Genomic DNA, 25,862 nt, shown 5'->3' on the forward strand with positions numbered 1-25,862 from the left:
TCTGACAATTTCGCGACGCTGCACGCTCAGCCCTTGATCAAGTTCACTCGAAGCGAACTGAAAATCCAGGGCCCACGTGGAAGGTAATGCACAGACAGGGGCTCCCAAGGAGGGAGCCCCTGTCCAGAAGAACGAGATCAGGCGAGCTTGACCAGCATCTTGCCGGTGTTCTCACCGCGCAGCAGGCCGAGGAACGCGGCCGGCGCCTGGCGCACGCCACCCTCGACGACGGTCTCGGAGTACTTGAGCTCACCGGAGGCGATCCACGCGCCCATCTCGGCCACGAACTGCGGCTGCAGGGCCTGGTGGTCGCCGACCAGCAGGCCGCGCAGCGTGAGGCGCTTGCCGATCACCTGCACGAGGTTGCGCGGCGCGGCGGGCGGCTCGGTGTCGTTGTACTGGGCGATGGCACCGCAGAGGGCGGCGCGGCCGTGCGGGTTCATCACGGCGATGGCGGCCTCGAGGTGCTCACCGCCGACGTTGTCGAAGTACACGTCGACACCGTTGGGCGCCAAAGCGGACAGCTGCTCCAAAACAGGGCCGTCCTTGTAGTTGAACGCGGCGTCGAAGCCGAGTTCCTCGACCAGGTACTTGACCTTCTCCGGCGAACCGGCGGAGCCGATCACGCGCGAAGCACCCTTAAGGCGGGCGATCTGACCCACCAGCGCACCGACGGCACCCGCGGCGCCGGACACGAAGACGACGTCGCCCTCCTTGAACTCCGCGGTCGCCAGCAGGCCGGCGTACGCGGTCAGGCCGGGCATGCCCAGCACGCCGAGGTACGCACCGAGCGGCGCGATGGCCGGGTCGACCTTGACGGCGTTCGCGGCGTCCAGGACGGCGTACTCCCGCCAGCCGAGGCCGTGCAGCACGTGGTCGCCGGGCTTCAAAGAATCAACAGAAGAAGCCACGACCTCGCCGACCGCTCCACCGTCGAGCGGAGCGCCGATCTGGAACGGCGGGACGTAGGACTTCACGTCGTTCATCCGGCCACGCATGTACGGGTCGACGCTCATCACCAGGTTGCGGACCAGGATCTGGCCCTCACCCGGCTCCGGGACCGAGACCTCGGCGATCTCGAAGTTCTCATCCGTCGGCCAGCCCTGGGGACGGGAGGCGAGGCGGACCTCAAGTGCGGTGCTCGGCACGGTCATCAGTGATCGACCCTTCATGGTGAATACGGAACTGATCGGTACCTGTCCAAACAACCCCGTGGGGAAGGGTGTTCCCACTGTGATCTAACGCTCACGCCCACGCCGGAGCAGCGAACGCTTCTTCTGCAGCGAAGCCTCGAGGGCCTCGTACGCGGCGTCCATCGCGGCGTTGTACTCGCTCTGCGGACGCTGCGGCACGGACTCATCGGGCGAAGGGAAGACGGTCATTCGCAGCCACGTCTCGTTCCACAGCTGCTTCTTCGCGGCCTCCCAGTGCAGCTCCGCGCCGAACCGCACCATCTGCTCGCGCTCGTTGATCTCGGCCACCTGCTCCTGGGAACGGCCCAGTCGCTCGGTGAGCTCGGCGTTGCGTTCGGCGTCACGCGCGCGCATGCGGCGGGTCGCCTCCGTCACGCCCTCGATGATCTCCTTGTAGCGCTCCACGGCCGACATCACCACCGGTTCTTCTTCTGGCGACGGCAGATCGTCAACCAGCCTCAGCACCGCACTCATCCTGTTTCCTCCCCGGTGTCGAACGGGATGACCACCTGTGGTCGTGAGTGTTCGAACCGGTCGAACATCAGGCCGCGCCGCGGTCGGGGTGACCACGCCATGACCTGCTCCGGTCCGAGCGTCAGCAGTTCCTTGCCCTGGACGTCGAAAGCGACCCACGCACCGATGTCGTCGTACACGCCCGGACTCAACGAGTTCTTGAGTCGCTGTACAGCACGCCACCAGCCGAGGATGTGCGTGCGGTTCTCCGGGCCGTGTTTCAAAACGGTGCGCAGACTGTCCACTCCGGACGCCCGAGTGGTGGGGTCCTTCTGTTCGAGCAACGCGTGCGCGGCGTCGACCGCGTACAGCAAGAGGTAGTGCGGCCGGGGTGGGCCCTCGGCCGTACCGGTGATCATCGCGTTGATGCCGCGCGCGGTCTCGTCGACCAGTTCGCGGAAACCGTCGATGCCGATCTCCTGAACCGTGTGGCCGGCGACCTCGAGGCGCTTCGCGGCGTGCTGCGCGAACGGTTTCGCCTCGTCGACCAGGCAGCACAACGTGAACGTCGCCTCGCCCGGTTCGTGTTGCCTGCCAAGGGAAGCGGCGGCTCCACCGAGGACCGCGGCGGCGTCCTCTACGACGGAACCGATGACCGCGATGTTGCGGCCGGGGGTGCGCGCCAGGCGCACCTTCGCCGCGCTGCCCGCCACGTCGATGACCTGGCCGAGCAGCACGGTCGGCGCGGGACCGACATCCGGCGCCAGGTCGAGGAAGTCCGGCAGCTCGTCGAGCACCGGGACCTTGCCGCCGTCGAACAGGATCGGCGGGTGGTCCTTGCGCCAGCGGTTCCACAGCTGGTTCTGCAGGAAGTCGAACGTGCCCTTGGTCGTCGCGTCCGGGATGCGCGCGATCTCGTTGCCCGGCTTCACGCCCGACTCGTGGTTGATCACCGCGTGCCAGCGCGGCAGCTCGACCGCCGCGTCGTTGCCCGGCTCGGCGAGCACGCGGCGCGCCTTCGGCAGCGCGATGCGCACGGTGAACTGGTCGAAGATCGCCGACTTGCCCCAGAAGCCCTCGATGCCGGACACGTCCTGCGACGACAGCACCAGGTGGATGCCCTGCGAACGGCCGCGCCGCGCGACGTCCTCCAGCAGTTGCGTCGCCTGCGCCGTCACCTGGTCGCGTTCCAGGAACAGGTACTGGAACTCGTCGATCACCGCGACGATCCGCGGCCACCGGCTGTCCGGGTCTTCCTGGCGCAGCGACTCCAGCTTGGTGACCTCGTGCTGTTTCGCGGCGTCCGCGCGGCGGCGCATCTCGTCCGCGAGAAACTTCAGCAGCGCCACGCCGAACTCGCGGTCGGTGTTGACGTTCACGCCGACCAGGCGCGCGTGCGGCAGCCAGCTCGGGTCCTTGCGGCCCGGCGCGAACTGCGCGAACGACACGCCCTCCTTGAAGTCCAGCAGGTACAGCTCCAGCTCGTCCGGCGAGTACCGCGACGCGAAGCTGCCCAGCATGGCGTACAGGAAGTTCGTCTTGCCGGAACCCGAAGGGCCGCCGATCAACGCGTGCGGCGAGGTGTCGCCCAGCTGCACGCACACCGGTTCGCCGTCGTCGAACCCGACCGGCGCGATCACGCCGGCGGAGGAGTTCTCCAGCCAGATCGGGTCGGGCACCAGGTCGAGGAACGTGCCCAGGCGGTTGCGCCGCTCCTCGCGCTTCTCCGCGATCGCCGCGCAGGCACGGGGAACGAGCGTGCGCGGCATCGGCGGGTCGAGCGTCACGGTGATGTGCTTGCCGGTCATCGTGCAGGTCGCGGTGCCGTCGGGCCGCAGCTGCAGGGTCTCGATCGGCGAGTTGACCGTCACCGGGATGTCCACGATGAACAGCTGCACGCCGCACGCCAAACCGTTGCGCGCCACGCGTTGCAGCTGCTGCTGGTGTTCTTCGCGCAACGCCTTGCGGTTGCCGAACAGCACGGCGACGTGCCACGGCTCGGTGCGCCTGCCCTCGCCGCTGACCGACCGCACGGTCAGATGCCCGTCCACCAGCACCTTGGTGTGCACGCGCCGGATGTGCTCGGACAGCTCGTCGAGCAGCTCGTGCAGCCGCGCCGGATCGTGCACGGTCAGCAGACCCGCGCGCGTCAACGGGTACAGCCCCGGCAACGAGCCGGTGAGCTGGTTGATGTCCCACACGTGCACGTGCACGAGACCGGGCTGGAAGTGGCTGAGCATGCGCAGCAACAGGTTCTCGACCACGGTGTCGGCCAGCGCGCGACTGTCCGGAGTGGACGAGATGTGCAGGTGCGAGTGGTCGAGCAGCGGGACGGCGACGGGGAACGGCTGCCGCTCCGGCGCGCTCGGCACCACACCGGTGCCGATGCGCCACAGCTCCGGCACGCCCTCGCTGCCGTCGTGCGTGCCGGGGTGGCCGAGCCACGCGGTGTACGGCCAGGACGCCGGCCCGTTGGCGACCTCCTCGACCAGGCCGGTGAGCTGGTCCGGCCCGGACCGCGTCCACTCCTGGAACGCCGCCTCACGGTCGCGCAGCACCTCGGTGAGCCGGTGCGCGAACGCGGGGTTGGCCAACGCCTCCTGGAGCACGGGGTCCCGCAGCGCCTGATCGACGCCCTCGCCGCGCACCATCAGCTCGAACATGTCCTTGGCGCGTTCCTCGGCGAGCAACCGGTGTTCGCGGGAAACGGCGCCCAGCGCGGCCGAGACGGCACGGCGGAACTCGTCGAAGGCCTCCTCGACCTTCCGGCGCCGATCGTCCCGCCTGTTCATCTACAGCTCCACGGAGATGCGTTGGATGCGTTCCAGGGTGGTGACGACGAGCTCGAGCAGCTCCGGGAAGCGTTCCTTGGCCTTCAGGAACTCGGCGGGCAGCAGCGACTCGTGGTGGTTCTCGCTCTGCTCCGCGAGCACCGTGACTGCCTCGTCCAGGTCCTGCTGAGCCCCGCGGACGGCCGCGTACGACTCGCGCAGCTGCTCGCAGACCTGCTCGAGCACGACCTTGACCTCGGCGATGGACGTCATCTCAGAGCCTGGCGTTGATGCCCTCGGCGGACGAGATCCCGGCGCCCAGGAAGTTCTGCAGCTCGCCCACACCTCCGACGACCTGAGCGAAGTGCGCGTTCGTCTGCTCGACGTCGTTCTGCACCGACCCCTGGGTCACCGAGGACAGCAGCGCCTGCGCGTCCTCGGCGAGCGACGCGGCCTGTTGGAGAGCGGCCTGGCTCTGGGTGGCCTTCTCGACCGCCTGGGCAATTGCGGCACGGACCTCTTCGATGCTGGCCATGTCGGCTCCCGACCCTCCAACGGACACGATGAGCGATCACTGGGACCACTCTCAGTAGACATTTTCGCAAATTTTCACAGTTGGGACGAAGGATGCGCTAACTGGGTAGGGCACTTCGGCACACAGTCATGCGTTTGATCTAATGATCAGTTAGCCCAGCGTGCAGATGGTGTCGGCGGACGAGTGAAGATCATCTGAATCGATGTCCCCCGGCTACTGCGCGTGCTTACTCCAAAAGGGGTCGACGCCCGCCCACGCCTCGACCAGGATGCGCTCCGCGCCCGGCACCAACACGTTGATCAGATCGGGGTCGTCGAGCACGGTCCAGGCCGTCGGCGGCTCGCACTGCACGCGCGGCGTGGGGAACCCGTCATCGAGCCGGCGCACGAACGTCCGCACCGCCCGCCCCAGGGCCCCGCTGACGCTGTGGGTGGCCTTCTCGTCGCTCGCCACGGTGATGGCGACGGACCAGCAGCCCGGCTCCTCGTCGGAGGTGTCGCGCGCGTCGACGACGCGGCCCGCCACGCGGCTCACGAGCGGCTCGCAGGCCGCGCGGGCCTGTTGCTCGTCGGCTGCCTCGACGACGATCGTGACCAGCAGCTCAAGGTCCTCAGCGCCCATAACGGGGCGAATTGTCCCGCAGGCCGTCATCGTCAGTTTTGGGGACCTCATGTCGCAAACTGGCCATGACGGTCAGACGACGCGGTCCACGAAGTCGAGAATCGCCGTGACGGCGTCCGCCGGGTCGAGCAGACCGGGGACGATGTGCTCCTCGAACGCGGCGCCCCGGATCCGGTCCGTCCCCGCCCGCGTGTCGGAGATCGGCACGATCTCGTCGTCGGCGCCGTGCAGCCACAACGTCGGCAGGTCGCCGAGGTGCGGGCCGAAGTTGACCTCGTCGATCAGGTCCGCCAGTTCCTCGGACGCACCGTCCCACATGCCGAGCACCGGCGACACGAGCACGAGCGCCGCCAGGGCGGAACCCTCTTGCTGGGCAAGGCGAACCGCGAGCGGAGCCCCGGTGAAGTGTCCGATGAGGACGACCGGGGCGTCGGCGGAGCGCACCACCGCGGCCACGTCGTCGGCGACGACGACATGGACACCCGCCGCCTCGAGCGGTTCGGCGAAGCCGAAGCCGCCGTTCACGAGTACGGCGAGCCACCGGTCGGACGTCATCTAGGCAGGGTAGAACGCGCTGATCTCGATTCGGCCGCCGCTGCACACCGGGCCGTAGTCCCACGTCAGCGACAGCGGCTTCGTCTCGTCCGGCGGGATCGCGGCCGCTTTGGACGGTTCCGGCTGGCACGGCTTGTCGGCCGGTTCGGAGCCGTTCGGCACGACCGACCAATGCAGGTTGGCGGCGGCGCGGGCGGCCGGCGCCAGCTCCATCGGCGCGGGGCCGGGATCGGTGACGCGTTCGAGCTTCGTCGGCAACGGCGAACCGTCGGCGGCCAGCAGCTGCAGGCCGCTGTAACCGTTCAAAGTGCACGGTTCGGCGCCCTTGTTCGTCACGAAGAACTTGCCGTAGCGGTTGCCCGCACCGGCATCCGTCGGCGTGATCTCTCCACTGAGGACGGACGCGTTGCAGCGGACGATGTCCGGGGCGGCCGAAGAGGAAGTGGTCGGCGGCGGCGTCGAGACCGGAAGGGACGCCGACGTCGCCGGCTGCTGTCTCTGCCCGCAGGCAGTGGCCAGCAGGAGAAGTCCGCACACGAGCAGCCGTCGAGTCATGACGCACCTCCTATCAGGAGGACGCGACAGGCGACCGCCGAGTTGTCCGGGGGAACCCCAAGTTCACCGGATCAGTGGACCCACCCGTCGGGCAGGACCGGCATGTCGCCGACCGGCGAGGTCCACAGGTACGTCCACGCGACCCGGCCGCCCGGCAGCACCACGCGCACGCGGCGGTAGTCGGCGCCCTCGTACTCGTCCAGCAACGGCAGGGCGTCCTCGGGCGAACGCAGCCGCAGCACGAAACCCGGCACACCGGGGCCGCGGCCGGGCCGCAGCGCGGGGTAACCCAGTCCCGTGTCGTGCAGGGTGCCCGGCAGTCGTACCTCTTCAAACGAGCCGGTGACGTGCGGTTCCATCAGGTGCCAAGCGCTTGCGCCCGGCTTCAGGGTGCCGTAGACGAACAGCAGCTCCGGCCAGTCGTCCGCCGACGGGTCGCCGTGCACCTCGGTCACCTCCAGGCCGTCGGTCGACGCGGCCCGGTCGCCGAGGTGGCGGGTGCGCGCCTGGTCGAGCGAGCTGCAGAGCACCATCCTGCCGTTGAACAGCACGGGCATCCGCGCCCGCGACGACCCCGTGTACGCGAGCACCGAGTCCACCACGGCGCCGTTCTGCAGCGTGATGCGGCCGGTGTGCACCCGGACGAGCCGGTAGCGCAGGCCGCGGCCCTCACACCGGTCCAGCACGCGCAGCTGCTCCGGCGTGGCGAACCAGACGGCGTGCTCCTCGGTGTGTCCGGGCAGCGCGGCGAGGGTGGCGGGACGCTGACCGTCCCGCTTGCGCCGGCCGGCGGCCCACACCGCGGCGATGCCCTCGCATTTGGCGCGCAGCACGACGGCGGGACCGGCCAGGCCCAGCTCGTCACGCAACCAGGTGACCTTGGACGGGTTGGCGTTGCTGCCGTACCCGAGCACCGGCATCCGTGCCGAAAGTGGCGGTTCTCCGCGGTCCGCCAGCCATTGGTCCAGATCCACGTTCTCCGGCTCGACCCGCCATCCGGACTCCATGCCGAGGCTCGGTGTCACTGGCCAGCCCGTTTCATCCAGATGGACGAAGCAGTGCTCCGGACGGGTACCCGGATAGGGCTCCGCCGGATGACTGTCGTCCGTGAAAGGTTGGGCCATTGGTCCATTGTCGCAAGATTGAAGCCACTTCCGCTTCCCCTAACCGTTATCCATCCGATCTATAGGGTGAACTCTAGGGAAAACGTGGCCAACTTCACGTGGCAACCGGGTGACTGACCCGATGTTTCGCGTCGTCATATCGGGCTTGGGCGGCCAGAACGGCCTCCGTGTTGCCCTCGATCCACGTGAACAGGGTCGCGACGCAGCCCGCCACCTCTTCGCCCATCCGAGTGAGTGAGTACTCAACATGCGGGGGGATCACGGGGAAGACCTCGCGGTGCACGAGGCCGTCGCGCTCGAGGGTCTGCAACGTCTGCGTGAGCATCTTCTCGCTCACCCCGGTGATCTTGCGGCGCAGCGCGCTGAACCGGAGCGTCTCCGACCGCAGCGCGTGCAGGACGAGCACGCCCCAGCGGCTGGTGACGTGCTCCATGATCGGCCGCGACGGGCAGCCCGTGTCGTAGACGTCGCCGTTCTGCACACTTACCCCTTCGTCAGTACCCCACTTCAAAGTAGGTACTTACCAACAGTTAGCGCAAGCTCCTACGGTCGGGACCATGACGATCCTGATCACCGGCGCGGCCGGTCACTTCGGCGGCGCGGCCGTCCGCCACGTCCTCGAGCGCACCGACGAACGCGTCGTCGTGTCCACGCGCGATCCCCGCAAGGTCGAACACCTGGGGGTCGAGGCACGACCGGGCGACTTCGACGGCGACCTCGACTTCACCGGCGTCGACAAGCTGCTGCTCGTGTCGTCCGAAGGGGACAACGAGACGCGCATCGCCCAGCACGCGAAGGCCGTGGCGGCCGCGCAACGGGCGGGCGTCGGCTTCATCGCCTACACGAGCATCACCGACGCGGACACCTCACCGCTGCTGCTCGCCGAGGTGCACAAGGCGACCGAGGAACGCATCCGTGCCACCGGCATCCCCTTCTCGTTCCTGCGCAACGGCATGTACCACGAGAACTTCCTGCCGCTGCTGCAGGCGGACGAGGTCGCGACGTCGACCGGTGACGGCCGCATCGCGAGCGCGGCCAGGGACGACCTCGCCGAGGCGGCCGCGGTCGTGCTCACCACGACCGGCCACGAGAACAGCGTGTACGAGCTGACCGGGGCGGCGGCGTGGTCGTTCCCCGAGCTCGCGGGCGACCGCTTCAAGTCCGTCACGGACGACGACCTGCGCGCGGCCGGCCTGCCGGAGCTGTTCGTCGTGGACGTGTTCCGGCTAGCCCGCGAAGGCGTGTTCGCGCAGGTGCGGCCGGACCTGGAGAAGCTGCTCGGCCGGACGCCTCAGGGGATCTCTGGGTGAGCCTCCGGGTGCGCGTCCCACCACCGGCGATAGTCGGGGTTGCGGTCGAGCACGGACTGGTAGGCGTCGGCGGCGCACGCGAACACCTCGTGCGCCCGCCCGGCCACCGGTGACTCGCGGCGCGTGGCCACGTAGAGGTCGGTCATCAACGGCATGCCGCGCAGCCGCCGGATGACGATCCCGTCGCCGGTGCGCGACGGCGCGGACGCCAGCGACACGGCGCCGTTCGCGACCAGGCCGCGCGCCATGCCCGCTTCGTTGGTGTGGTGCGTGAGCCGGGGCGTGAAACCGGCGTCGGCACACGCGCGGATCAGGTGCAGCCGGTTGCTCATCTGCTCGGCGGGCGGGGTGACCCAGTCGTGCGAGGCGAGCTGCGCGAGGTCGATCTCGTCCTGGTGCGCCAGCGGGTCGTGCTCGGACACCGCCACGAACTGCGGTTCTGTGACGAGCTTGCGCAGCTCGATCCCGCGCAGCTCACGGCTCTGCATGCCGTCGAAGTACTCGAACATCGCGACGTGGATCTGGCCGGCCAGCAGCTGGTCCACCACCTCGGCGGACGACGACTGGGCGTCCGCGCGCACCTCGGAGACGAGCTTGCGCAGGTTCTCCACGAAGTGCGCGAAGAACAGCATCGGCACGCCACCGACCACCAGCGGACCGTTGCGGCCGGGTTTGGTGGCGGCCACCAGCTGCGTGATCTCGTCCAGCACGAGGCGGGCGGTGCCGAGCACCTGCTTGCCCAGATCCGTTGGGACGCAACCGTTCGGCGAACGGTCGAACAGCGTTCCGCCGACCAGTCGTTCGACGGTGCGCAGCTGGGCGCTGAGCGCGGGCTGGGTGAGACCGAGCCGCGCGGCGGCTCTGGTCACGCTGCCCTCCTCCGCGATCGTCCGGACCGCTCGCAGGTGGCGCAGTTCCAGCTCGGGCATAAGGCCCTTCTATCCCCCTTCTGTATGAGCCGCCACCCGTCGATCGGGTCATAGTTGTGAACACACAGCTCGGAGGCAGCGCCACGCTTGCGGCAGCGAAGGCGCGCCCCTCTCCCCGACGCTACTGCCGCGCGCCCTGCACTGCGCGGCAGTAGCGTCGATGGCATGGCAGTGAAGGACAGCCCGGTCGGCTGGGTTCGCAAGCACATCGATCGCTACGTCGAAACCGCGGGCGAGCAAGGACACGAGTGGCGTCCCGGCGTGACGACGCTGCTGCTCACCACCAAGGGCAGGCGCAGCGGAGAGCCCAGGCGCACCGCGCTCATCTACCAGCCGGACGGCGACCGGCACGTCATCGTCGCCTCCAACGGCGGCTCGAACGGGCATCCGAACTGGTACCTCAACCTGCGGGACAACCCCGAGGTCGAGGTCCAGGTCGGGGCGGAGCGGTTCCGGGCCCACGCGCGCACGGCGAAGGGCGAGGAGCGCGCCCGGTTGTGGGACCTCATGAACGAGATCTGGCCCGACTACACCAACTACCAGCAGCGGACCGACCGCGAGATCCCGGTGGTCGTGCTCGAACGGGTCTAGGCCCCCAGGATCAGCCGGAGGGAAGGTCCTTCGGCTGATCCACCCGAGCCGAGACCGCCATCGTCTTCAGGTTGTCGCGCAGCCACACGTCGACGCCGCCGAGGCGGCCGGTCCACTTCCGCAGGATGGGGTCCTCGGCCTTCACCGCGATCGCGTCGTACCAGAGTTCGACGGCGGCCCACGTGTTGCCGGCCTCCACCTGACCGAAGAACGGCGCGATGGGCGTCGCGGCGATCGCCTTCTGCGTCTCGGTCCACATGTCGAAGACGAACTCGCGTGACTCGGCGATGTCCTTCCTGGTGCCGTAGCGGTGCATGTGGCCACCGACGAAGTGGTCGATGTCGAGCTTCATCAGCTCGTTGTGGGCGCGCAGCACGCCGGGCACGCTGTCCGCGCTTCCGAACGATCGGAACGGCGCCCAGCCGGGGATGGCGACGTCGATCAGCATCGCGAATCGTTGCTGCGGCACGTGGATGATGATGTTGCCGGACTCGTGGTTCGGGCCGGGGTAGCTCAGCACGATCTTCTGGCCACCCGCGTCGATCACGTGGGAGTCGGTGAACGTCACGGTAGGCACGGGGCGTGCGGGGTCCTTGGCCGCGGCGAGGATGCTCGCGGTCTCGGCGTGCCCGACGCGGATCGCGTTGGGGAAGAGGTTCGCCGCGCCGACGTGGTCGCTGTGGCTGTGCGAGTACACGAAGTGCGTCACCGGCTTGTCCGTGACGGACGCGATCGCCTTCGGCAGGCTCGCGGCGTGCCCGGCGGGCGCGTCCAGCACGACCACACCGGTGTCGGTGACGACGAACGCGCTCTGGGCGGGGCCGACCTGCAGCCCGTAGGCGCGGTCGCCGAACCTGGTCAGCCGGTAGCCCTCGGGGCCGAACGGCTGCGGCTTGCTACCCGCCGGGATGGGAGCGAACGTCCGGGTGTTCGGGCCCGCGGGTGACTCGGGCAGCCGCACCTTCTTGCCCGGCCTGGGGTCCTGGCCGTGCAGGTCCGGGTTGAGCGCCAGCAGTTCCTTCCAGCGGTCGATGTTGCCGAGGAAGCGGGTCGCGATCGTTTTCAGCGTGTCGCCGGACTGGGCGACGTAGTACGCGACACCGCGTTTCGTGCTGATGCTCAGGTCCACCGCGTTCGCGGTGCCGACGAACGGGACGCCCGCCGCAGACGCCGCACACACCGCAGACATCACAGACGCCGCGGCACCCCACTTCAGCAGGCTGCGCCGGGTGGGGTTCTCGGAGGGACAGTTGTCGCACACGGTTGCTGGTTCCTCTCGGCTGTGGGCGGCTTGGCCAGAGCGTCGCGGTTCCAGGCGGGCGGCGGGTCGGCGCTGCGGGCGATGCGCGGGTCATCCGAAAGGTTGATGTGCGACTGGGTGAGAGCGCTTTCAGTCGCCCTACACTCACCACCCGGAGGCACCGTGGACACCCAGCGATACGACCGCATCGTGCGGGCAGGTTTCTTCGTCGTGCTCACCGCGTGCACCCTGCGCTACCTGTGGTGGAGCGGGCTGACCAGCGCGGCGCTGCCCGTCGTGGGCTGCGCGGCGGCACTCGGGCTGCTGTTCGCATTCACGCCCGGCCGGGCCGGGCTGGTCGTGCTGGTCGTCGCGTGGGCCGGGCTGACGGCCGTGGCGGCCAGCTTCACCTGGCTCGCCGTGCCGTTGTTCTTCCTGGTGCTCAAGGCGTTCCCGATGCGCGTGGCGCTGGGCCTGATCATCGGGATGGCCGCGTTCGCGGCGCTCGAGGGCACGTTGCACGCGCGGCAGGCGTGGGATCCGAGCCCGGCCGTCGCACCGGTCGCGATCGCGGTCCTGGCGGCTCTGCTGTTCCGGAACCTGCACGAGGCGGGCAAGCTCAGCGAACGCGTCCGGCTGTCCCGCGAGATCCACGACACGCTCGCCCAGGGCCTGTCGAGCGTGCATCTGTTGCTGCAGGCCGCCGACCAGGAGTGGGACGCGGCACCGGGGCCGGCGCGCGAGCACGTCCGGCAGGCCGCGGTCGTCGCCAGGGAGAACCTCGCCGAGGCCCGCCGGTTCGTCCGCGAGCTCGCCCCGCCCGCGCTGGACGGCGGCAGCCTGCCGGAGGCGTTGCGCAACCTGTGCGACGACGTCCGGGTCGTCGGCACGCCGTATCCGCTGCACGTCGACACGGAGATCACCCTGCTGCGGGTCGCGCAGGGCGCACTGGCCAACGCGCGGCAGCACGCCTTCGCGTCACGGGTGGTCGTGACGCTCACGTATCTGAACGGCGAGATCACCCTGGACGTGTGTGACGACGGAGTGGGTTTCGACCCTTCGGTGGGACGCGGCTACGGCCTGCGCGCGACCGAGCAGCGCGTCGAGGCGCTGGGCGGCCGCGTGACCGTGGAGAGCGCGCCCGGTGAGGGCACCGTGCTGGCGGTCTCGGTGCCGGTGCGGAGCGGCTGATGAAGGTGTTGATCGTCGACGACCACCCGGTGGTCCGGGCGGGCCTGCGTGCTCTGTTGTCCGCGACAGGGGAGTTCGACGTCGTCGGTGAGGCGGAGGACGGTGCCACGGCCGTGCGGCTCGCCGCGTCGCTGCGGCCCTGTGTCGTGCTGATGGACCTGCAGCTTGGTTCGGGTGTCGACGGCGTGACCGCGACCCGGCAGATCATGGCGCTGGACTCGCCGCCGAAGGTCGTCGTGCTCACCACCTACGACTCGGACGCCGACATCCTGCGGGCAGTCGAGGCCGGTGCCACCGGGTACCTGCTGAAGGAGTCGCCACCGGAGGAGCTGTTCGCCGCGCTGCGGACGGCCTGGTCCGGCGAGATGGCCCTGTCGCCGCCCGTCGCGTCCCGGATGATGCGGCGCGTGCGGGCGCCACAGCTGGCGTTGTCGCAACGGGAGATCGAGATCCTCGAGCTGATCGCCGCGGGCCGGTCCAACCGGGAGGTCAGCCGGATGCTGTTCATCAGCGAGGCCACGGTGAAGACGCACCTCGCGCACGTCTACGACAAGCTCGGTGTCGACAGCCGGACCGCGGCCGTGAAGGCCGCGGTCGACCGCCGGCTGATCAGATTGTGACCGCTGATCCGGTGACCGTGACGCGGCGGTCCTCGCGGGTCGCGTCGACCTCCAGCCGGCTCGGGCGGCCCATGTCGTAGCCCTGGTGGATGACGAACCGTTGCGGCCCTTCGAGATCACGCAGGTAACCGCCGAACGCGGCCGCCGCGGCACCCGTAGCCGCGTCCTCGACGACACCGCCGACCGGGAACGGGTCGCGCGCGTGCACCAGCTCGGGACTCTCCCTCCAGAACAGGTGCACGGTGGTGAGGTCGTTGGCCAGCATCAGTTCCTTGAGCGCCTCGAAGTCGTAGTCCAGGTCCGCCAGCCGTTCCCGGGACGCCGCCGCGAGCAGCAGGTGCCGGTTGCCGCCGAGCCCGACGTGGATCGGGAAGCTCGGGTCGAGGTCGTTCTCCTTCCACCCCAACGCTTCCAGGGTGCCGGTGACGAGGTCCGGGTCCGCCGGCTCGCTCGTCGTGGGCACACTGGTCAGGCTGGCCGTGCCGTCGCCGGTCGCGACCTCGATGACGCCCGCGGGTGTCCGGAAGATCAACGGACCGGGGCCGACCTCGGCGGCGAGCGCCACCGCGGTCGCGATGGTCGCGTGCCCGCAGAACGCCACCTCGGCGAGCGGGCTGAAGTAGCGCACGTCGTAGGTGCGGTCCTCGACGTGAATGACGAACGCGGTCTCGGAGTAACCGAGGTCCGCCGCGATCGAGAGCATGTGGTCATCGGTCATGCCACTGGCGTCGAGAACGACACCGGCCCGGTTGCCCCCGCTCGGGTCCTTCGTGAAAGCGCTGTACCGCAGGATGCTCATACCCGCGTCAACTCGTAGAAGTGCTGAAGTCTTCCCTCGCCCACGAAGCTGCGCACGTGCCGCATCCCGATCTTGACCATCACGCGCCCGGACGCCCCGTTGCCGTCGATGAACCCGGCGATCACGCGGTCGCTGTGCTCCAGTGCCAGGTCCCGCATCGCGGAGGCGATCGCCGTGGCGACGCCGCGGCCCCAGTGGTTCGGGTCGACCCACCAGCCGATCTCGATGCCCTCGTCGCGGACGGCCATCGAGCCGAGGCCGACGAACTTCTGGTTCTCGATCGCCGCGTGCCAGCCGAACCCGTACTCGGCCCAGCGCGCCAGCGCGCGTTCGTGCCGCTCGGTGGCGTAGCCGAGCGGCCACGGTTTGCCGTCGCCGACGTACTCGACGACGCGCGGGTCCGACGAGAGCCGGACCAGGTCGTCGAAGTACTCGTCCCCCCAAGGCAGTAGCTCCACGGGACCATCCTGCCTGGTGTGCCGTTATGGCCACCATGACTGCGTGGAACGCAGCGAAGGTGGCCTTAACGACACCCTCAGCCGAGGTGGGTCAGCATGCCTTCACAGGAACGGACCACGATCTGGGCGGCGCGCCGGTGGTCGTGCGCCAGATGCGGATCGGACGCCTGCCCCTGCCAGCGGGCGAGCGCGTCGAGCAGCACCTCGCGTTGCTCGTCCGCGGGGGCGTCGTAGTCGAAACCGAGCCGTGCCAGCGAAGTGGTGCCCTCGGCGCCGATGAGCCGCATGGCCTCGGCCTCCAGCTCGGTCGGCAGCTTCGTCCGCCCGCCCTGCAGGGCGGCGACCAGCCGCAGCTCCCGGAAGTCGTGCGCGGACGCGACAGCCCGTTCGAGGTCGGCCATCAGCCGGAACGCCGCCGGGCGGGGTTCCATCCGCAGCACGACGTCGAGGCCGAGCAACGCCGTTCGCGCCTTGAGCACCTCGCGGCGTTCCACGAAGTGGATCGCGATCGAGTCGCGCAGCTCGCCCAGCCCGCTGCGCTGCACCAGCTGGCCCGTCAGCTTCACCGTGGTGTCGAAGCCCTGCCGGATCAGCGCACAGCACAGCCGCACGCCGAACAGCCCGAAGCGGTCCAGCAGCCCCTGCCGCGCCGAGGCCTCCAGGTCCACCGGGAACGACGGGCCGACGAACCGGTCCGCGGACAGCAGGTAGTCCTCCAGCTCCTCGCGTCCCAGCGAGGCCAGCGCGCGCAACGCGACGAACTCGTCCTCGCGCAACGTCCGGGCCGCGACGGCGATCAGGCCGGCGAGCTGGACCACGTTCTGGCACAACGGTTGCACCTGCACGTCCCGCCGCAGCCGGCGCGAGATCTGCTTGGCCGACGACAGCGCGTCGATGCGCCCGCCGCCGATCTCGTCGGCCCGGGCCAGTACGCCGACCGTGTTCACCGCCGCGACGCGCGCGATCGGATGGTCGTGGGCGGACCGCAGGAACTGCAGGTCGTTGTCCCGCAGGTGCCGCATCAGGTACAGCACCGCGTCGGCGTCGCCGAAGATCTGCTCGGGGGTGGCGGACGCGGGCGTGTCGATCAGCACGACGTCGCGCAGCGAGCGGGACGGCCAGTCGACGACCACGCGGTCGATCTTGTCCCACTGTCCGATGTCGACGGTCACGCGCGAGCCGCGGCGCGTGACGGGCACCTCGGACGCGCGCGGGCCGCAAACGACCTGTGCTGCAGCCGTGGAACCGTTGCGGTACCAGGTGAACTCGGGCAGCGGTGAGAACGCGTCGCCGATCAGGGCGTTGACCGCGGTCGACTTGCCGATGCCCTGCACACCGGCGACGGCGACCCGCACGGGTTCGGTGAACCGCTCGGCGTGGGAGCGCAACCACGACGAGGCCCTGGGGCTGTCCCGGTAGATCGCGAGGGCTTCCTGCAGCATCGACCAGACGGCGTGGTCGAGGGTCATGCGCTCAACTCCATCGCGGCGGTCCCGCCGAGGGCCTGCACGCGCTTGTACAACGTCACCAGCTTGTCGAGCTCGCGCCGCGCCTCGCGTTGCCGTTGCTCGCGCTGAGATGCGTCGTCCTGCACGGCCCGCTTGGCGCTGCGGGCGGACTCCAGCAGGGTCTCCTGCAACTCCTCGGCGAGCGTCGCGAAGTGGTTGCGCAGGGAGCGCTGGATGTGCCGGCCGGCGTCGCGGATGTCCTTGCTGAACTTCATGAAGAAGTCGTCGACGTGCTTCTGTGCGGCCGCCTTCGCCGCGGCCTGGCGGCGCTTGAGCCGGGTGTCCGCCTCGTCCTTGATCGTCTTGCCGCCGAACAGGGCGCCCGCGCCGAGCGAGACCACGTTGATCAGCGGCATGCCGGCCAGCGAGGTCACCAGGCCGAACATCAGCACGCCACCGTAGGAGCCGCGCAGACCGGTGAAGAGCTTCTGCGTGATGGTGAACGGCTCGATCTTCGGCTTCTCCAGCTTGCCCACCGGATCGAGCAGGTCCTCGGGCAGCACCGAGCCGGGCAGGATGTCCTCGCGGTACACCGGGAAGTTCTTCGCGACCTTCTCCGCGACCCAGTCCGCGCGTTCCATCAGCCAGGCGAAGTTCGTGGTCGCGGCCTCGTTGAGGTTGTCCTCCAGCCACTGCTCGAACTGCTCCCAGCCGTGCGCCGGATCGGCGTCGTCGAACGTCCGGTCCACCTCGCGCAGGATCTTGCGGGTGCGGTCGCGCAGGTCGTACTCGACGTCGGAGATCAGGTCGGCCATCTCGTCGTTCAGCACGTTCTGCCAGCGCGCGGACCGCCGCCGCAGCTCGTCGACCCGGCGCTGCGCCTCCTGCAACGTGGAGATCGTCGCCTCGGTCTGGCGCGAGTCGTGCGCGGTCAGTTCCTCGCGCAACGGCGTCACCAGCTGGCTGATCGCGGACGACGCGACGACCGACACGGCGCGCCGCGCCAGCAGGTCCGCGCTCGCCACGATGTCGCGCTGCAGGCACGCCAGCAGTTCGGGGAAACCGGACTCGGTGTTGAGCACCTGGTCGTTCGTCTTCGCCGCGCGCAGCCGCAGCGTCGCCGACACCGGCAGCAGCTTCGCCGGAATCCCAGCCCGCGCAAGGTGAGAGCGGTTCCGCTCGACCACCGTGCGCCAGTGCGGCACCAGGTCGATCTTGGTGACGACGACCGTCACGTTCGGGCACGCCGACATGATCTGCTTGAGCAGGGCCAGTTCCGTGGCGGTCAGCTCGCCGGTCGCGTCGGACACCATCAGCACGGCGTCCGCCTGCATCATCGTGGCGAACGTGCTCGCGGTGTGCGCGGACCGCGTGTCGCCGACGCCGGGCGTGTCGATCAACACGAGGCCGCTCGTCAGCAGGGCTCTCGGGATGCCGATCTCGGCCCGCACCAGTTCGCCCGAGTGTGTGGTGCTCACCTGTTTGGTCACCTGCTCGATCGGCACGGCGACACGTTCGGTGGGCGCGTTCATGATCTTGGATCGGGACGAGGCGTTGCGCACCAGTGCGGCCGACGGTGTCTCGGAGTGCTGCACGAACGTCGGCACGGTCGTGGTGACGTCGTCGCCGACCGCGCAGACCGGCGCGTTGATCAGGGCGTTGACCAGCTGGCTCTTGCCCTGCTTGGTCTCGCCGATCACCAGAACGCGCAGCTTGGGGTCCATTTGCTGGGCCCGCTTCTCCCGCAGCCGGGCCTCCAGGTCGGGCCGCCGGTGCGTGACGCAGGCGCCGATCGTCTCGTCGAGCACGTCGAGCCAGGGCGGTGCCATCACCCGACTCAGTGTGCCGTGTTCACCCCGTTGGGTGAAGAGCGGATGCGACAAACCGGCCCCGCCCTGGTGGGCGAGGCCGGTTCGTGGCGCGGCCGGATGGCTCAGAACAGCAGACCCGGAGCTCAGAAGAGCAGGTCAGTGACGCCCAGGTGGTCCACGGCGGGCAGGCCCGCGCCGTGCGCCACATCCGTGACGTTGCCCACGACGTTGCCGACACCGGCCGTGTCGGTCAGGCCGGTGACGGTGTTGAGGGCGCCGGACACGTCGGGCGTGTGGAGGGCGGAGGTGGCGGTGTCGACCACGGTGTTGACGGTGTCGACGCTGTGCACCTCGAAGTTGCCGCTGCCGGAGTGGCCCAGGCCCTCGACCTGCAGCGCGGAGGTGGCGGACACGTTGCCGTCGCCCAGCGCGCCGAGGGCGCTGTGCACGACGCCGTTCACGGTGTCGAGCGCGCCGAGGCTGCCCACGGTGCCCAGGACGGAGTCGGTGCCCGGAACCAGCGAGGTGGCGGTCGCGGCGGTGGAGTTCGCCGTCGCGGTGGCGGTGTCGAACGCGTCGAGCGCGGTGCCGGAGACCGGGGCAACGGTGCTCGTCGCGGTGCCGAAGACGTCGTCGATGATCGAGAAGTCACCGGAGACGGTCGCCTGGCCGGCGCCGAAGACGCCCAGCGTCTCGTTGCCGCCCCAGACGGTCAGGCCCTGGTCGTCGGCCGCGAGCACGCCGGCGGACGAGGTGTTGATGTCGGAGAGGGAGGGCACGCCCGACGAGGTCAGCTGCGCGGCGACCGCCTGCAGCTGGCTGATGGCGCCGAGCGGACCTTCCTCGAGGCCGGGGAGGCCTTCGAGCGAGACACCCTCGACGGCGGGCAGGCCGGCGGGGGTGGCGGGCAGCGTGTCGAGGACCAGCGGGATGACCTGCTGCACGTCGAGCGCGGTGATGTCGGTCAGGCCGGCCTGCTCCAGGGCGCCCTGGGCGTCGAACTCGAACGCGGCCTTGGCGCTCGGGTCGGTGAGCAGGTTCAAAACGAAGTCATGGAGGGTGCTGGGCGACGACGACATCACGGGGAATCTCCTGTGGAAACACGTTTCAAATGGGTGCGACCGACCGTATTGAGATCACCTATAGGTGAGCATCGGGGATCACTCCCAGTAGATCCCCGTTCCCTATTGGGGTGACGCTCGTTGACCCCTTAGGGGATTAGGGGGACAGGTTGAGCGCGGGCGATTCACCCGTGTAGCAAGCACGGCGTTACTGCGAACAGGTGAGGGATCAGCGCGTGCCGTACGTACTCGGGGTCGACGTGGGGAGCACCCATGCGGCCGCCGCCGTCTGCCGGTTGGGGGATGGGCGCCGGGAGGCCGAGATCGCGTTGGTGGTTCCCGCGTTGTTGCAGCTCACGGACGCGGGGTCGTTCTCGGTCGGCGACGTCGACCCCGGCGGCTGGATCGCTCGCGGGTTCCTGCGGCGGGTCGGCGACGAGGTGCCGTTCGTGCTCGGCCCCGAAACCTGCCCGGCCGAGGAGCTGACCGCCCTGATGATCATGTGGATTGCCGGGCAGGTCGCCGCACAGGAGGGTGAGCCTGCACGGCACGTAGCCGTCGTTCACCCGGCCGGGTGGGGCCCCTATCGGAGGAACCTGCTGCACAACGCCCTGCGGCAGGTGGGGGTGGACAACGTCACCCTGTTGCCCGACGCGATCGCCGCCGCCGAGAACCACGCCACGCGCGACCGGGTGCCGGTCGGTAAGACCCTGGCGATCTACGCCATGGGCAGCCACGCGTTCTCCTGCGCCCTGGTCCGGCGCACGCCCGCCCGGACGTTCGAGCTGCTGACCAGCGTCGACGGCGTCGACCACCACACCGGTGCGGACTTCGACGACGCGCTCGCCGCGGTCGTGCGCGGCAAGCTCCCGCGCGACGCGGGCGAGGTGTCCGCCGTCGAGTGCGCACAGGCGAAGGCCGCCCTGTCCACGCACCAGGAGGTCTCGGTGCGCGGCGTCACGGTCACCCAGTCCGACCTCGCCGACGAGATCCGTCCCGCGGTGGACCACTCGGTGCAGACGCTGCTGCGCACGATCGGGCCGGCGACCCCGGACGCGGTGCTGCTCGTCGGCGGCGCGGTGCGCACCCCGGTGATCGTCGAGGCCGTGTCGGACGCGCTGGACTGCCGCGTGCTCGCCGAGGCCGCGCCCGAGACGTCCGTGGTGAAGGGCGCGGCCTACGCGGCGCGGGTACTGGTCGAAGGTCCGGATTCCGAGCCCGAGCCGATCCAGACCTCGGTGCTGGCCCGTACCGATGACGCGGCGCTGCGCTTCCCGGTCGGCGAGATCGCGATCGATCACGAGATCACCGCGCCACCGCCGCGCCCGCCCGTGGACATTCCGCCGATCGACCTGCCCGAACGCCGTTCGGTGAAGCGGGTCGTGCGGGGGCTCAAGCCGGCCGGCATCCGCCGGTCCGGTTCGGACAGTGACAACGACTATGACGACGAGGACGGCCGTTGAGCAGTCGAGCAGGTACCCGGTCGCGGCTCGTGGTGGACGAGCGCACGCGGCAGGCACTGGACAGATTGGGGAACGCCAGTGCGCGCGTGCGCATCGCCCTGGTCGCGCCCGGTGGGTACGGCAAGACAGCCCTGCTCGACGAGATCAGGGCCGACGACGTCACGGTCGTGGACGACGCGCACTTGCTGGACGACGCAGCGCTGCGCCCGTTGCTGAACGAACGACGGGTCGTGGTCGCGTACCGGCCGTGGCCGCGCAGCCAGGTCCTCTCGGAGCTGGCGCGGACCGGGACCGTCCTGTCGCTGCACCCCTTCACGAAGGACCAGGTGCGCGAGTACCTGCCGGGCGCCAACCGCGCGGTGGTCGACTTCGTGCACGCACAGACCGGTGGTGTGCCGCGGTTCGTCGAACGACTGGGCGCGACGACCGAGGTCACCGCGGACATGATCGCCGCGTTCCGCCATGACATCGAGTGGCTGGACGCCGACATGCAGAAGTTCCTGCTCGCCGCCGAGGCGGGCGTGGGGCTGCGGCTGGACCTGCTGAGCGGGTTGCTGGGCAAGGACGTCGACGCGGTCAGCGACCTGATCGAGGAGGGCCGCGCGACCGGCCTGCTCGCCGAGGACGGCACGCTGCACCCGATCGTCGCGCAGGCCGTCGCCGCGCTGAGCCGCACCGAGCGGCGCATCGCCGTGCGGCAGCGGCTCGCCGAGCTGCAGCTGGAGCGCGGCGGCCCGGTGCTCGAGCTCGTGCAACCGTTGCTGGGCAACGGAGGCCTGCCCGCGGCCGTGTTGCAGGCCGCGGCCCGCGAGGCGCTTCCAGTCGACCCGGCGTTGTCCGCGCGGCTGCTCAGCGCCGCCGCGGGTGGCGGCACGCCGGAGCCGGAGGTCGCCGCGCGGTGGGCCACCGCGGCCGCGATGTCCGGTGACCTCGACGCCGCGTTGCGCCTGGCGGACCAGGTGATCAGCGGATCCGAGACCCCGCACCGGCGCACCGCCGCTGAGGTCGCGGCCGTCGCGCTCGCGCACCGCGGCCAGCTGGCGCGCTCGACCGAACTGTTCCGCTGGGCCTCGACGCCGTACGCGCAGGCGTTCGCCGGCATCGGCCTGATCGGCACCGGGCGCCTCGTCACGGAGAACCCGCCGCAGCCGCCGACGTTGCTGGGCGGCGCGGCGGACCTGATGCTGCGCGGCATCCAGCAGTCCGTCACGGGCGCGGAGACCGCGGCACTGTCCACTTTGGTGCGAGCGTCGGGGTTGCTGGAACCGGCGGGCGGCGCGGTGCTGCTGCCGGACAGCCCGGCGGCGCTGGCCGCGCTCGTCGCGGTGCACTGCGGTGAGCCGGGTGTCGCGGAGAGCGTGCTGGACCGCGCGGTCGAGACCGGGACGGGCGGCGTGCTGATGGCCGTGCGGCACCGCCTGTTGCAGGCGTGGCTGCACATGCAGCGCGGCAACCTCGCCGTGGCGCGCGAGTACCTGATGGCCGTGCGCGGGGCGTTCGAGCCGCGCGACTGGATCTTCGCGGTGGCGCTGGAGGTCGGCATCGCCCGGCGCAACAGCGACCTCGCGACGTTGCGCCGCACCTGGGAGCAGGCGTGCGAGGCGGTGCTGCGGCACCCCGTCGACCTGTTCAGCTTCCTGCCGCTCGGCGAGTTCGCCGCGGCCGCGGCCCGCCTGCGGGACCAGGACCGGCTCCAGCCGCACCTGACCGAGGCGGCGGAAGTGTTGCGGCAGCTGGGAAATCCGCCGCTGTGGGCGACCACGCTGCACTGGAGCCTGCTGCACGCGGCGATCATCGACGAGCACCCGGAACGGGCGGAGCAGCACGCGGCGGCACTGGCGGAGAACCGTTCGCACAACCGTTACTGCGCGATCATCTCGTCCGCCGCGGAGAGCTGGCTCGACGTGGTGGCGGGCAAGGTCGACGCGGACCAGGTCGAGGAGGCCGCCCGCGGCCTGCACGCCACCGGCCAGTGGTGGGACGCGGCCCGGCTCGCCGGCCAGGCCGCCATCCGCACGTCCGACCGGCAGGCCATGGTCCGGCTGCTCGACTGCGCGCGGCTGCTGCAGGGCCGCCCGGCGACCACGCGGCGGACGCCGGACAACGAGGTGTCCGTCGTGGTCGAGGACACCGGCAAGTTGAGCGACCGTGAGCGCGAGGTCGCCCAGCTGGTGCTCGAAGGGATGACCTACAAACAGGTGGGTGACCGGCTGTTCATCTCGGCGAAGACCGTCGAGCACCACATGGCGCGGATGCGGCAGCGGCTCGGCAGCACCAGCCGCAGCGACCTGCTGGCCCAGCTGCGGCAGATCGTCGGAGGCTGACGGATTCATCCACAGCTTGTCCACAGGTGCGCGTAACCTGTGGACAGCCGCCTCCACCGCATTGCTCCAATGGGGTTGACCGTTCGGCGGAACTGGCCTCACTCACCGAGACGGCGTATCACCCGTTCGAACGAACGGACGCATCGCGTGCCACTGTGTGGTTTGCTGGCGGTAGGCTTCCGCACCATTGCTCGTAGACCGGGTCAGGTGGAACGAGTGCCGAGGCAGGACGGCATGACGCCGCGCGGGCGTGACGAGCTCGCGCGTGAATGGGCTGTCCTCCTCAGCGCGACCGCATACGTGCCGTTCTCCACCGCCAAGCTCATCAAACAGCTGCGCTCGTTGCTCGATGTCCTTTGCGAGGCAATGCGCGGTGACGCCGAGAAGGCCGCTCAGGTCGGCACGCGCCTGGTCGAACTGCACTGCGTCGGCGCGACGAGCCTGCGCACGACCATCGACGTGCTGTCGAAGTTCCTTCCGTACCAACCGGATCTGGCCGGCATCGAGAACCTGGCCGAGCGGGTCGGACTGGTGATCGGGGCGCTCGCCGCCGGCTACACGGACAAGATGCAGGCGTTCGTCCTCGAACAGCAGGAGAGCGTCAGCCAGGCCCTGGTGCGCGCCAACAAGTCCGCCCAGCTCAACCTGAAGGTGTCCGAGGCGCAGTTCGAGGAGCTCTTCACCTACTCCGCCAGCGGAATCGCGATCATGGACCTCACCGGAAACGTCCAGCGTGCCAACGCCGCGCTCGGCCGCATCCTGCACCGCGAGGTCGAGGACTTCCCCGGTCTGACGCTCGCGGACCTGGTGCAGTCGCAGGACCTGCCGCTGGTCGAGATCGCTCTCACGGAACTGCGGGAGGGCGGCAAGCACCGCGCCGAGGAACGTCCGCGCATGATCGACGGCGACGGCGAGAGCGTCCGGGTCGTGCTGGCGGCGACGTTGCAGCGTGACGTGGACGACGTGCCGGTGCGGTACGTGCTGATGATCGACGACGACAGCCAGCTGACCCTGCTCGGTGGCCAGCTGCAGTACCAGTCGCTGCACGACCCGCTGACCGGCCTGCCGAACCGGCAGTACCTCACGACCCGCATGGAGTCGTTGATGCACGCCGAGCCCGAGCACGGCGTGACCCTGTACCACCTGGACCTCGACGCGTTCTCGGTGATCACCGACGGCCTCGGGCGGCAGATCGGCGACCGCGTGCTGCGGATCGTCGCCGAGCGGCTGTCGACGGTGTTCGCCGAGGAGAAGGCGATGGTGTCGCGGCTGGAGGGCGACGAGTTCGCCGTCCTGGTGGAGAACTCGGCGACGACCCCGGACGTGAACACGATCATCAGCCGCATCGACCACGAGCTGTCCGAAGCCGTGTTCATCGACGGCCACGGCGTGGCGGTGTCCGCGACCATCGGCGTCCTGCCCCGCCTGCCGATCAACACCACGCCCGCGGAGATCCTGCGCACCTCGGACATGACCCTGCGCCGAGCCAAGCGCAGCGGCCGCCGCCAGTGGGGCCTGCACGACGCCACCGCGGACAAGCGCGAGCAGCAGGAGTTCGGGCTGGCCGCGGTCATGCCGGGCGCCTGGGAGTCCGGCGAGATCAGCGTCGTCTACCAACCGGTCGTGGCGCTCGGCGACCAGTCGACCGTGTGCGTCGAGGCCGAGCTGCACTGGGCGCACCGCGACGCCGGGGTCATCCCGCACGACAAGTGCGTCGCCATGGCCGAGCACACCGGCCTGATGCTGCCGCTCGGCGAGTGGGTGCTGCGGCAGGCCGCGGCCGAGGCCGTGCCTCACTCCGGGATGCTCGCCGTCTGCCTGACCGAGTCGATGGCCAACAACCCGGACCTCGTGCGGGACGTCCGGAAGGTGCTCGACGACACCGGTCTGCCCGCCTCACGCCTGCTGCTCGGGTTCCCGGTGCACGTGCTGGCGTCCGACAACGGCGAGGCGGTCGACAACCTTGAGATGATCGCCGACCTCGGCTGCGCGATCGGGGCCCGCGACTTCACCGGGTCGTCCACCGAGGTCGAGCTGGTGCGCGCGCTCGGGGTGAAGGCGGTGCGGATCAAGGGGCGGACCGTCCGGCCCGACCCCCTCATCACCCACGTGCTGCAGGACCTCGTGCGGTTCGTGCATGCGGCCGGTGGGCTGGTGGTGATCGATCCGGTGGAGACCGAGGAGCAGGCGGACTGGTGGCGGTGGATCGGGGCCGACGCGTGTGTCGGCCCGTTGTACTGCCCGGAGCCAGGGGATTCCTGGCCGGTCTAGACGGTCGCTTCCACGGGTTCGGCCGAAGTCGGTGCGTTCTGCCGCTGCGCCAGGTGCACGAGGACGAGGCCGAAGGCGCCGATGATGACGTTCTGCAGGGCCGCGGTCAGACCGTTCCACTGCTCGGACTGCCACATCACGAACCACTCGCCACCGATCGTGATGAAGCCGCCCAGGAACAGGATCACCTGCATCAGCCAGCCGGTCGACGACAGGCGCGCGGCGGTCTGCGTGCGGCCGCGCAGCCACGTGACGAACGCCGACGCCAGCACCAGGGCGGTCAGGGCCTCCCAGGCGATGATCAGGACGTAGACCACGGTGACGATCGCGGGGCTCGTGATGGCCCGCCACATCGTCTTCGGGGACTTGAACGTCGTGTCCATCGCGAGCACGTGCTTGACGAAGGCTTCGTTCGAGCCGTAGTCGGTCACGTTGCCGAACACCACGAGGAGCATGTAGAGCGCGCTGATCCCGGTGAGCACCGTGACGACCGCGTTCAGGCTGCCGACCCTGGCAAGTAGACGCATGGAGTGACCATA

25 protein-coding genes are annotated in these 25,862 nt (G+C 69.8%); 7 read left to right on the plus strand and 18 right to left on the minus strand.

Features of this window, described 5'->3' with window-relative positions:
* Positions 1 to 137: 137 nt before the first annotated feature.
* The 10 genes from QSK35_RS32655 to QSK35_RS32700 form a co-directional block, all read right to left on the minus strand.
* On the minus strand, positions 138 to 1,172 hold the full coding sequence (locus QSK35_RS32655) for an NADP-dependent oxidoreductase (protein ID WP_502881752.1): 1,035 nt from the start codon (positions 1,170 to 1,172) through the stop codon (positions 138 to 140).
* Between the two features lie 66 nt (positions 1,173 to 1,238).
* Complete coding sequence (locus tag QSK35_RS32660; protein WP_285751502.1) at positions 1,239 to 1,658, minus strand: hypothetical protein; 420 nt, start codon at positions 1,656 to 1,658, stop codon at positions 1,239 to 1,241.
* Positions 1,659 to 1,663: 5 nt separating this feature from the next.
* Complete coding sequence (locus QSK35_RS32665) at positions 1,664 to 4,438, minus strand: FtsK/SpoIIIE domain-containing protein (protein ID WP_285751503.1); 2,775 nt, start codon at positions 4,436 to 4,438, stop codon at positions 1,664 to 1,666.
* Positions 4,439 to 4,690, minus strand: a complete 252-nt coding sequence (locus QSK35_RS32670; RefSeq protein ID WP_285751504.1) for a hypothetical protein — start codon at positions 4,688 to 4,690, stop codon at positions 4,439 to 4,441. It lies immediately after the preceding gene.
* Position 4,691: 1 nt separating this feature from the next.
* Positions 4,692 to 4,952, minus strand: a complete 261-nt coding sequence (locus QSK35_RS32675) for a hypothetical protein (RefSeq protein WP_285751505.1) — start codon at positions 4,950 to 4,952, stop codon at positions 4,692 to 4,694.
* Between the two features lie 213 nt (positions 4,953 to 5,165).
* On the minus strand, positions 5,166 to 5,573 hold the full coding sequence (locus tag QSK35_RS32680; RefSeq protein WP_285751506.1) for a hypothetical protein: 408 nt from the start codon (positions 5,571 to 5,573) through the stop codon (positions 5,166 to 5,168).
* Between the two features lie 72 nt (positions 5,574 to 5,645).
* Positions 5,646 to 6,128, minus strand: a complete 483-nt coding sequence (locus QSK35_RS32685; protein ID WP_285751508.1) for an alpha/beta hydrolase — start codon at positions 6,126 to 6,128, stop codon at positions 5,646 to 5,648.
* Entirely contained in the window at positions 6,129 to 6,683 is a 555-nt protein-coding gene (locus tag QSK35_RS32690; RefSeq protein ID WP_285751509.1) for a DUF4232 domain-containing protein, read from the minus strand.
* Positions 6,684 to 6,754: 71 nt separating this feature from the next.
* Positions 6,755 to 7,807, minus strand: coding sequence for a gamma-glutamylcyclotransferase family protein (locus tag QSK35_RS32695; RefSeq protein WP_285751510.1), 1,053 nt, complete (start codon positions 7,805 to 7,807; stop codon positions 6,755 to 6,757).
* A gap of 94 nt (positions 7,808 to 7,901) precedes the next feature.
* On the minus strand, positions 7,902 to 8,240 hold the full coding sequence (locus tag QSK35_RS32700) for a winged helix-turn-helix transcriptional regulator (protein ID WP_285751651.1): 339 nt from the start codon (positions 8,238 to 8,240) through the stop codon (positions 7,902 to 7,904).
* Between the two features lie 124 nt (positions 8,241 to 8,364).
* Here QSK35_RS32700 and QSK35_RS32705 point away from each other — a divergent pair, with 124 nt between their 5' ends.
* Complete coding sequence (locus QSK35_RS32705) at positions 8,365 to 9,117, plus strand: NmrA family NAD(P)-binding protein (RefSeq protein ID WP_285751511.1); 753 nt, start codon at positions 8,365 to 8,367, stop codon at positions 9,115 to 9,117.
* Here the strand turns inward: QSK35_RS32705 and QSK35_RS32710 are convergent.
* Entirely contained in the window at positions 9,099 to 10,046 is a 948-nt protein-coding gene (locus tag QSK35_RS32710) for a LysR family transcriptional regulator (RefSeq protein WP_285751512.1), read from the minus strand. The genes QSK35_RS32705 and QSK35_RS32710 overlap by 19 nt on opposite strands.
* Positions 10,047 to 10,211: 165 nt before the next feature.
* Here QSK35_RS32710 and QSK35_RS32715 point away from each other — a divergent pair, with 165 nt between their 5' ends.
* The gene (locus tag QSK35_RS32715) at positions 10,212 to 10,637 is read left to right on the plus strand and encodes a nitroreductase family deazaflavin-dependent oxidoreductase (protein ID WP_285751513.1); all 426 of its coding nucleotides are present in this window, start codon (positions 10,212 to 10,214) and stop codon (positions 10,635 to 10,637) included.
* A 10-nt stretch (positions 10,638 to 10,647) separates the two neighbouring features.
* Here the strand turns inward: QSK35_RS32715 and QSK35_RS32720 are convergent, their stop codons facing one another.
* Positions 10,648 to 11,826, minus strand: a complete 1,179-nt coding sequence (locus QSK35_RS32720; RefSeq protein ID WP_285751514.1) for an MBL fold metallo-hydrolase — start codon at positions 11,824 to 11,826, stop codon at positions 10,648 to 10,650.
* Positions 11,827 to 12,060: 234 nt separating this feature from the next.
* On the opposite strand from QSK35_RS32720, the gene QSK35_RS32725 reads away from it, so the two are divergent.
* Positions 12,061 to 13,068 carry a sensor histidine kinase gene (locus tag QSK35_RS32725; RefSeq protein ID WP_285751515.1) on the plus strand — a complete coding sequence of 336 codons (1,008 nt, stop codon included), beginning with the start codon at positions 12,061 to 12,063 and terminating at the stop codon, positions 13,066 to 13,068.
* Positions 13,068 to 13,688 (plus strand): response regulator, encoded by a 621-nt coding sequence (locus QSK35_RS32730; protein WP_285751516.1) that lies wholly within the window; start codon positions 13,068 to 13,070, stop codon positions 13,686 to 13,688. Before QSK35_RS32725 ends, QSK35_RS32730 begins: the two co-directional genes overlap by 1 nt.
* On the opposite strand, the gene QSK35_RS32735 is transcribed toward QSK35_RS32730, so the two are convergent.
* The 5 genes from QSK35_RS32735 to QSK35_RS32755 all read right to left on the minus strand — a co-directional run bounded on the left by QSK35_RS32735 (position 13,678) and on the right by QSK35_RS32755 (position 19,283).
* Positions 13,678 to 14,487 carry a PhzF family phenazine biosynthesis protein gene (locus QSK35_RS32735; protein WP_285751517.1) on the minus strand — a complete coding sequence of 270 codons (810 nt, stop codon included), beginning with the start codon at positions 14,485 to 14,487 and terminating at the stop codon, positions 13,678 to 13,680. The genes QSK35_RS32730 and QSK35_RS32735 overlap by 11 nt on opposite strands.
* Positions 14,484 to 14,945, minus strand: coding sequence for a GNAT family N-acetyltransferase (locus tag QSK35_RS32740; RefSeq protein WP_285751518.1), 462 nt, complete (start codon positions 14,943 to 14,945; stop codon positions 14,484 to 14,486). The genes QSK35_RS32735 and QSK35_RS32740 overlap by 4 nt, the downstream gene beginning before the upstream one ends.
* A gap of 77 nt (positions 14,946 to 15,022) precedes the next feature.
* The gene (locus QSK35_RS32745) at positions 15,023 to 16,414 is read right to left on the minus strand and encodes a P-loop NTPase family protein (RefSeq protein WP_285751519.1); all 1,392 of its coding nucleotides are present in this window, start codon (positions 16,412 to 16,414) and stop codon (positions 15,023 to 15,025) included.
* Entirely contained in the window at positions 16,411 to 18,222 is a 1,812-nt protein-coding gene (locus QSK35_RS32750; RefSeq protein ID WP_285751652.1) for a dynamin family protein, read from the minus strand. Before QSK35_RS32750 ends, QSK35_RS32745 begins: the two co-directional genes overlap by 4 nt.
* A gap of 125 nt (positions 18,223 to 18,347) precedes the next feature.
* A complete protein-coding gene (locus QSK35_RS32755; RefSeq protein ID WP_285751520.1) occupies positions 18,348 to 19,283 on the minus strand; it encodes an IniB N-terminal domain-containing protein in 936 nt (311 codons plus the stop codon).
* A gap of 203 nt (positions 19,284 to 19,486) precedes the next feature.
* Between QSK35_RS32755 and QSK35_RS32760 the strand changes: the two genes are divergently transcribed.
* From QSK35_RS32760 to QSK35_RS32770, 3 genes are all read left to right on the plus strand, one after another.
* Positions 19,487 to 20,728 carry an Hsp70 family protein gene (locus tag QSK35_RS32760; RefSeq protein ID WP_285751521.1) on the plus strand — a complete coding sequence of 414 codons (1,242 nt, stop codon included), beginning with the start codon at positions 19,487 to 19,489 and terminating at the stop codon, positions 20,726 to 20,728.
* Positions 20,725 to 23,052: a helix-turn-helix transcriptional regulator gene (locus QSK35_RS32765; protein WP_285751522.1), complete on the plus strand. Its 2,328-nt coding sequence runs from the start codon at positions 20,725 to 20,727 to the stop codon at positions 23,050 to 23,052. Before QSK35_RS32760 ends, QSK35_RS32765 begins: the two co-directional genes overlap by 4 nt.
* A gap of 216 nt (positions 23,053 to 23,268) precedes the next feature.
* A complete protein-coding gene (locus tag QSK35_RS32770) occupies positions 23,269 to 25,323 on the plus strand; it encodes an EAL domain-containing protein (protein ID WP_285751523.1) in 2,055 nt (684 codons plus the stop codon).
* On the opposite strand, the gene QSK35_RS32775 is transcribed toward QSK35_RS32770, so the two are convergent.
* A complete protein-coding gene (locus tag QSK35_RS32775) occupies positions 25,320 to 25,850 on the minus strand; it encodes a DUF2165 domain-containing protein (protein WP_285751524.1) in 531 nt (176 codons plus the stop codon). The two genes, QSK35_RS32770 and QSK35_RS32775, sit on opposite strands and share 4 nt — an antisense overlap.
* Between the last annotated feature and the right edge of the window lie 12 nt (positions 25,851 to 25,862).

Source organism: Lentzea sp. NBRC 105346 (genome assembly GCF_030269605.1).
Classification (GTDB): Bacteria; Actinomycetota; Actinomycetes; order Mycobacteriales; family Pseudonocardiaceae; genus Lentzea.

Coding starts and splice junctions, on each gene's coding strand:
- QSK35_RS32655 (WP_502881752.1), bottom strand. CDS start 1,172: ATGAAGGGTCGATCACTGATGACCGTGCCGAGCACCGCACTTGAGGTC.
- QSK35_RS32665 (WP_285751503.1), bottom strand. CDS start 4,438: ATGAACAGGCGGGACGATCGGCGCCGGAAGGTCGAGGAGGCCTTCGAC.
- QSK35_RS32670 (WP_285751504.1), bottom strand. CDS start 4,690: ATGACGTCCATCGCCGAGGTCAAGGTCGTGCTCGAGCAGGTCTGCGAG.
- QSK35_RS32675 (WP_285751505.1), bottom strand. CDS start 4,952: ATGGCCAGCATCGAAGAGGTCCGTGCCGCAATTGCCCAGGCGGTCGAG.
- QSK35_RS32680 (WP_285751506.1), bottom strand. CDS start 5,573: ATGGGCGCTGAGGACCTTGAGCTGCTGGTCACGATCGTCGTCGAGGCA.
- QSK35_RS32685 (WP_285751508.1), bottom strand. CDS start 6,128: ATGACGTCCGACCGGTGGCTCGCCGTACTCGTGAACGGCGGCTTCGGC.
- QSK35_RS32690 (WP_285751509.1), bottom strand. CDS start 6,683: ATGACTCGACGGCTGCTCGTGTGCGGACTTCTCCTGCTGGCCACTGCC.
- QSK35_RS32695 (WP_285751510.1), bottom strand. CDS start 7,807: ATGGCCCAACCTTTCACGGACGACAGTCATCCGGCGGAGCCCTATCCG.
- QSK35_RS32700 (WP_285751651.1), bottom strand. CDS start 8,240: ATGGAGCACGTCACCAGCCGCTGGGGCGTGCTCGTCCTGCACGCGCTG.
- QSK35_RS32705 (WP_285751511.1), top strand. CDS start 8,365: ATGACGATCCTGATCACCGGCGCGGCCGGTCACTTCGGCGGCGCGGCC.
- QSK35_RS32710 (WP_285751512.1), bottom strand. CDS start 10,046: ATGCCCGAGCTGGAACTGCGCCACCTGCGAGCGGTCCGGACGATCGCG.
- QSK35_RS32715 (WP_285751513.1), top strand. CDS start 10,212: ATGGCAGTGAAGGACAGCCCGGTCGGCTGGGTTCGCAAGCACATCGAT.
- QSK35_RS32720 (WP_285751514.1), bottom strand. CDS start 11,826: ATGTCTGCGGTGTGTGCGGCGTCTGCGGCGGGCGTCCCGTTCGTCGGC.
- QSK35_RS32730 (WP_285751516.1), top strand. CDS start 13,068: ATGAAGGTGTTGATCGTCGACGACCACCCGGTGGTCCGGGCGGGCCTG.
- QSK35_RS32735 (WP_285751517.1), bottom strand. CDS start 14,487: ATGAGCATCCTGCGGTACAGCGCTTTCACGAAGGACCCGAGCGGGGGC.
- QSK35_RS32745 (WP_285751519.1), bottom strand. CDS start 16,414: ATGACCCTCGACCACGCCGTCTGGTCGATGCTGCAGGAAGCCCTCGCG.
- QSK35_RS32750 (WP_285751652.1), bottom strand. CDS start 18,222: ATGGCACCGCCCTGGCTCGACGTGCTCGACGAGACGATCGGCGCCTGC.
- QSK35_RS32755 (WP_285751520.1), bottom strand. CDS start 19,283: ATGTCGTCGTCGCCCAGCACCCTCCATGACTTCGTTTTGAACCTGCTC.
- QSK35_RS32775 (WP_285751524.1), bottom strand. CDS start 25,850: ATGCGTCTACTTGCCAGGGTCGGCAGCCTGAACGCGGTCGTCACGGTG.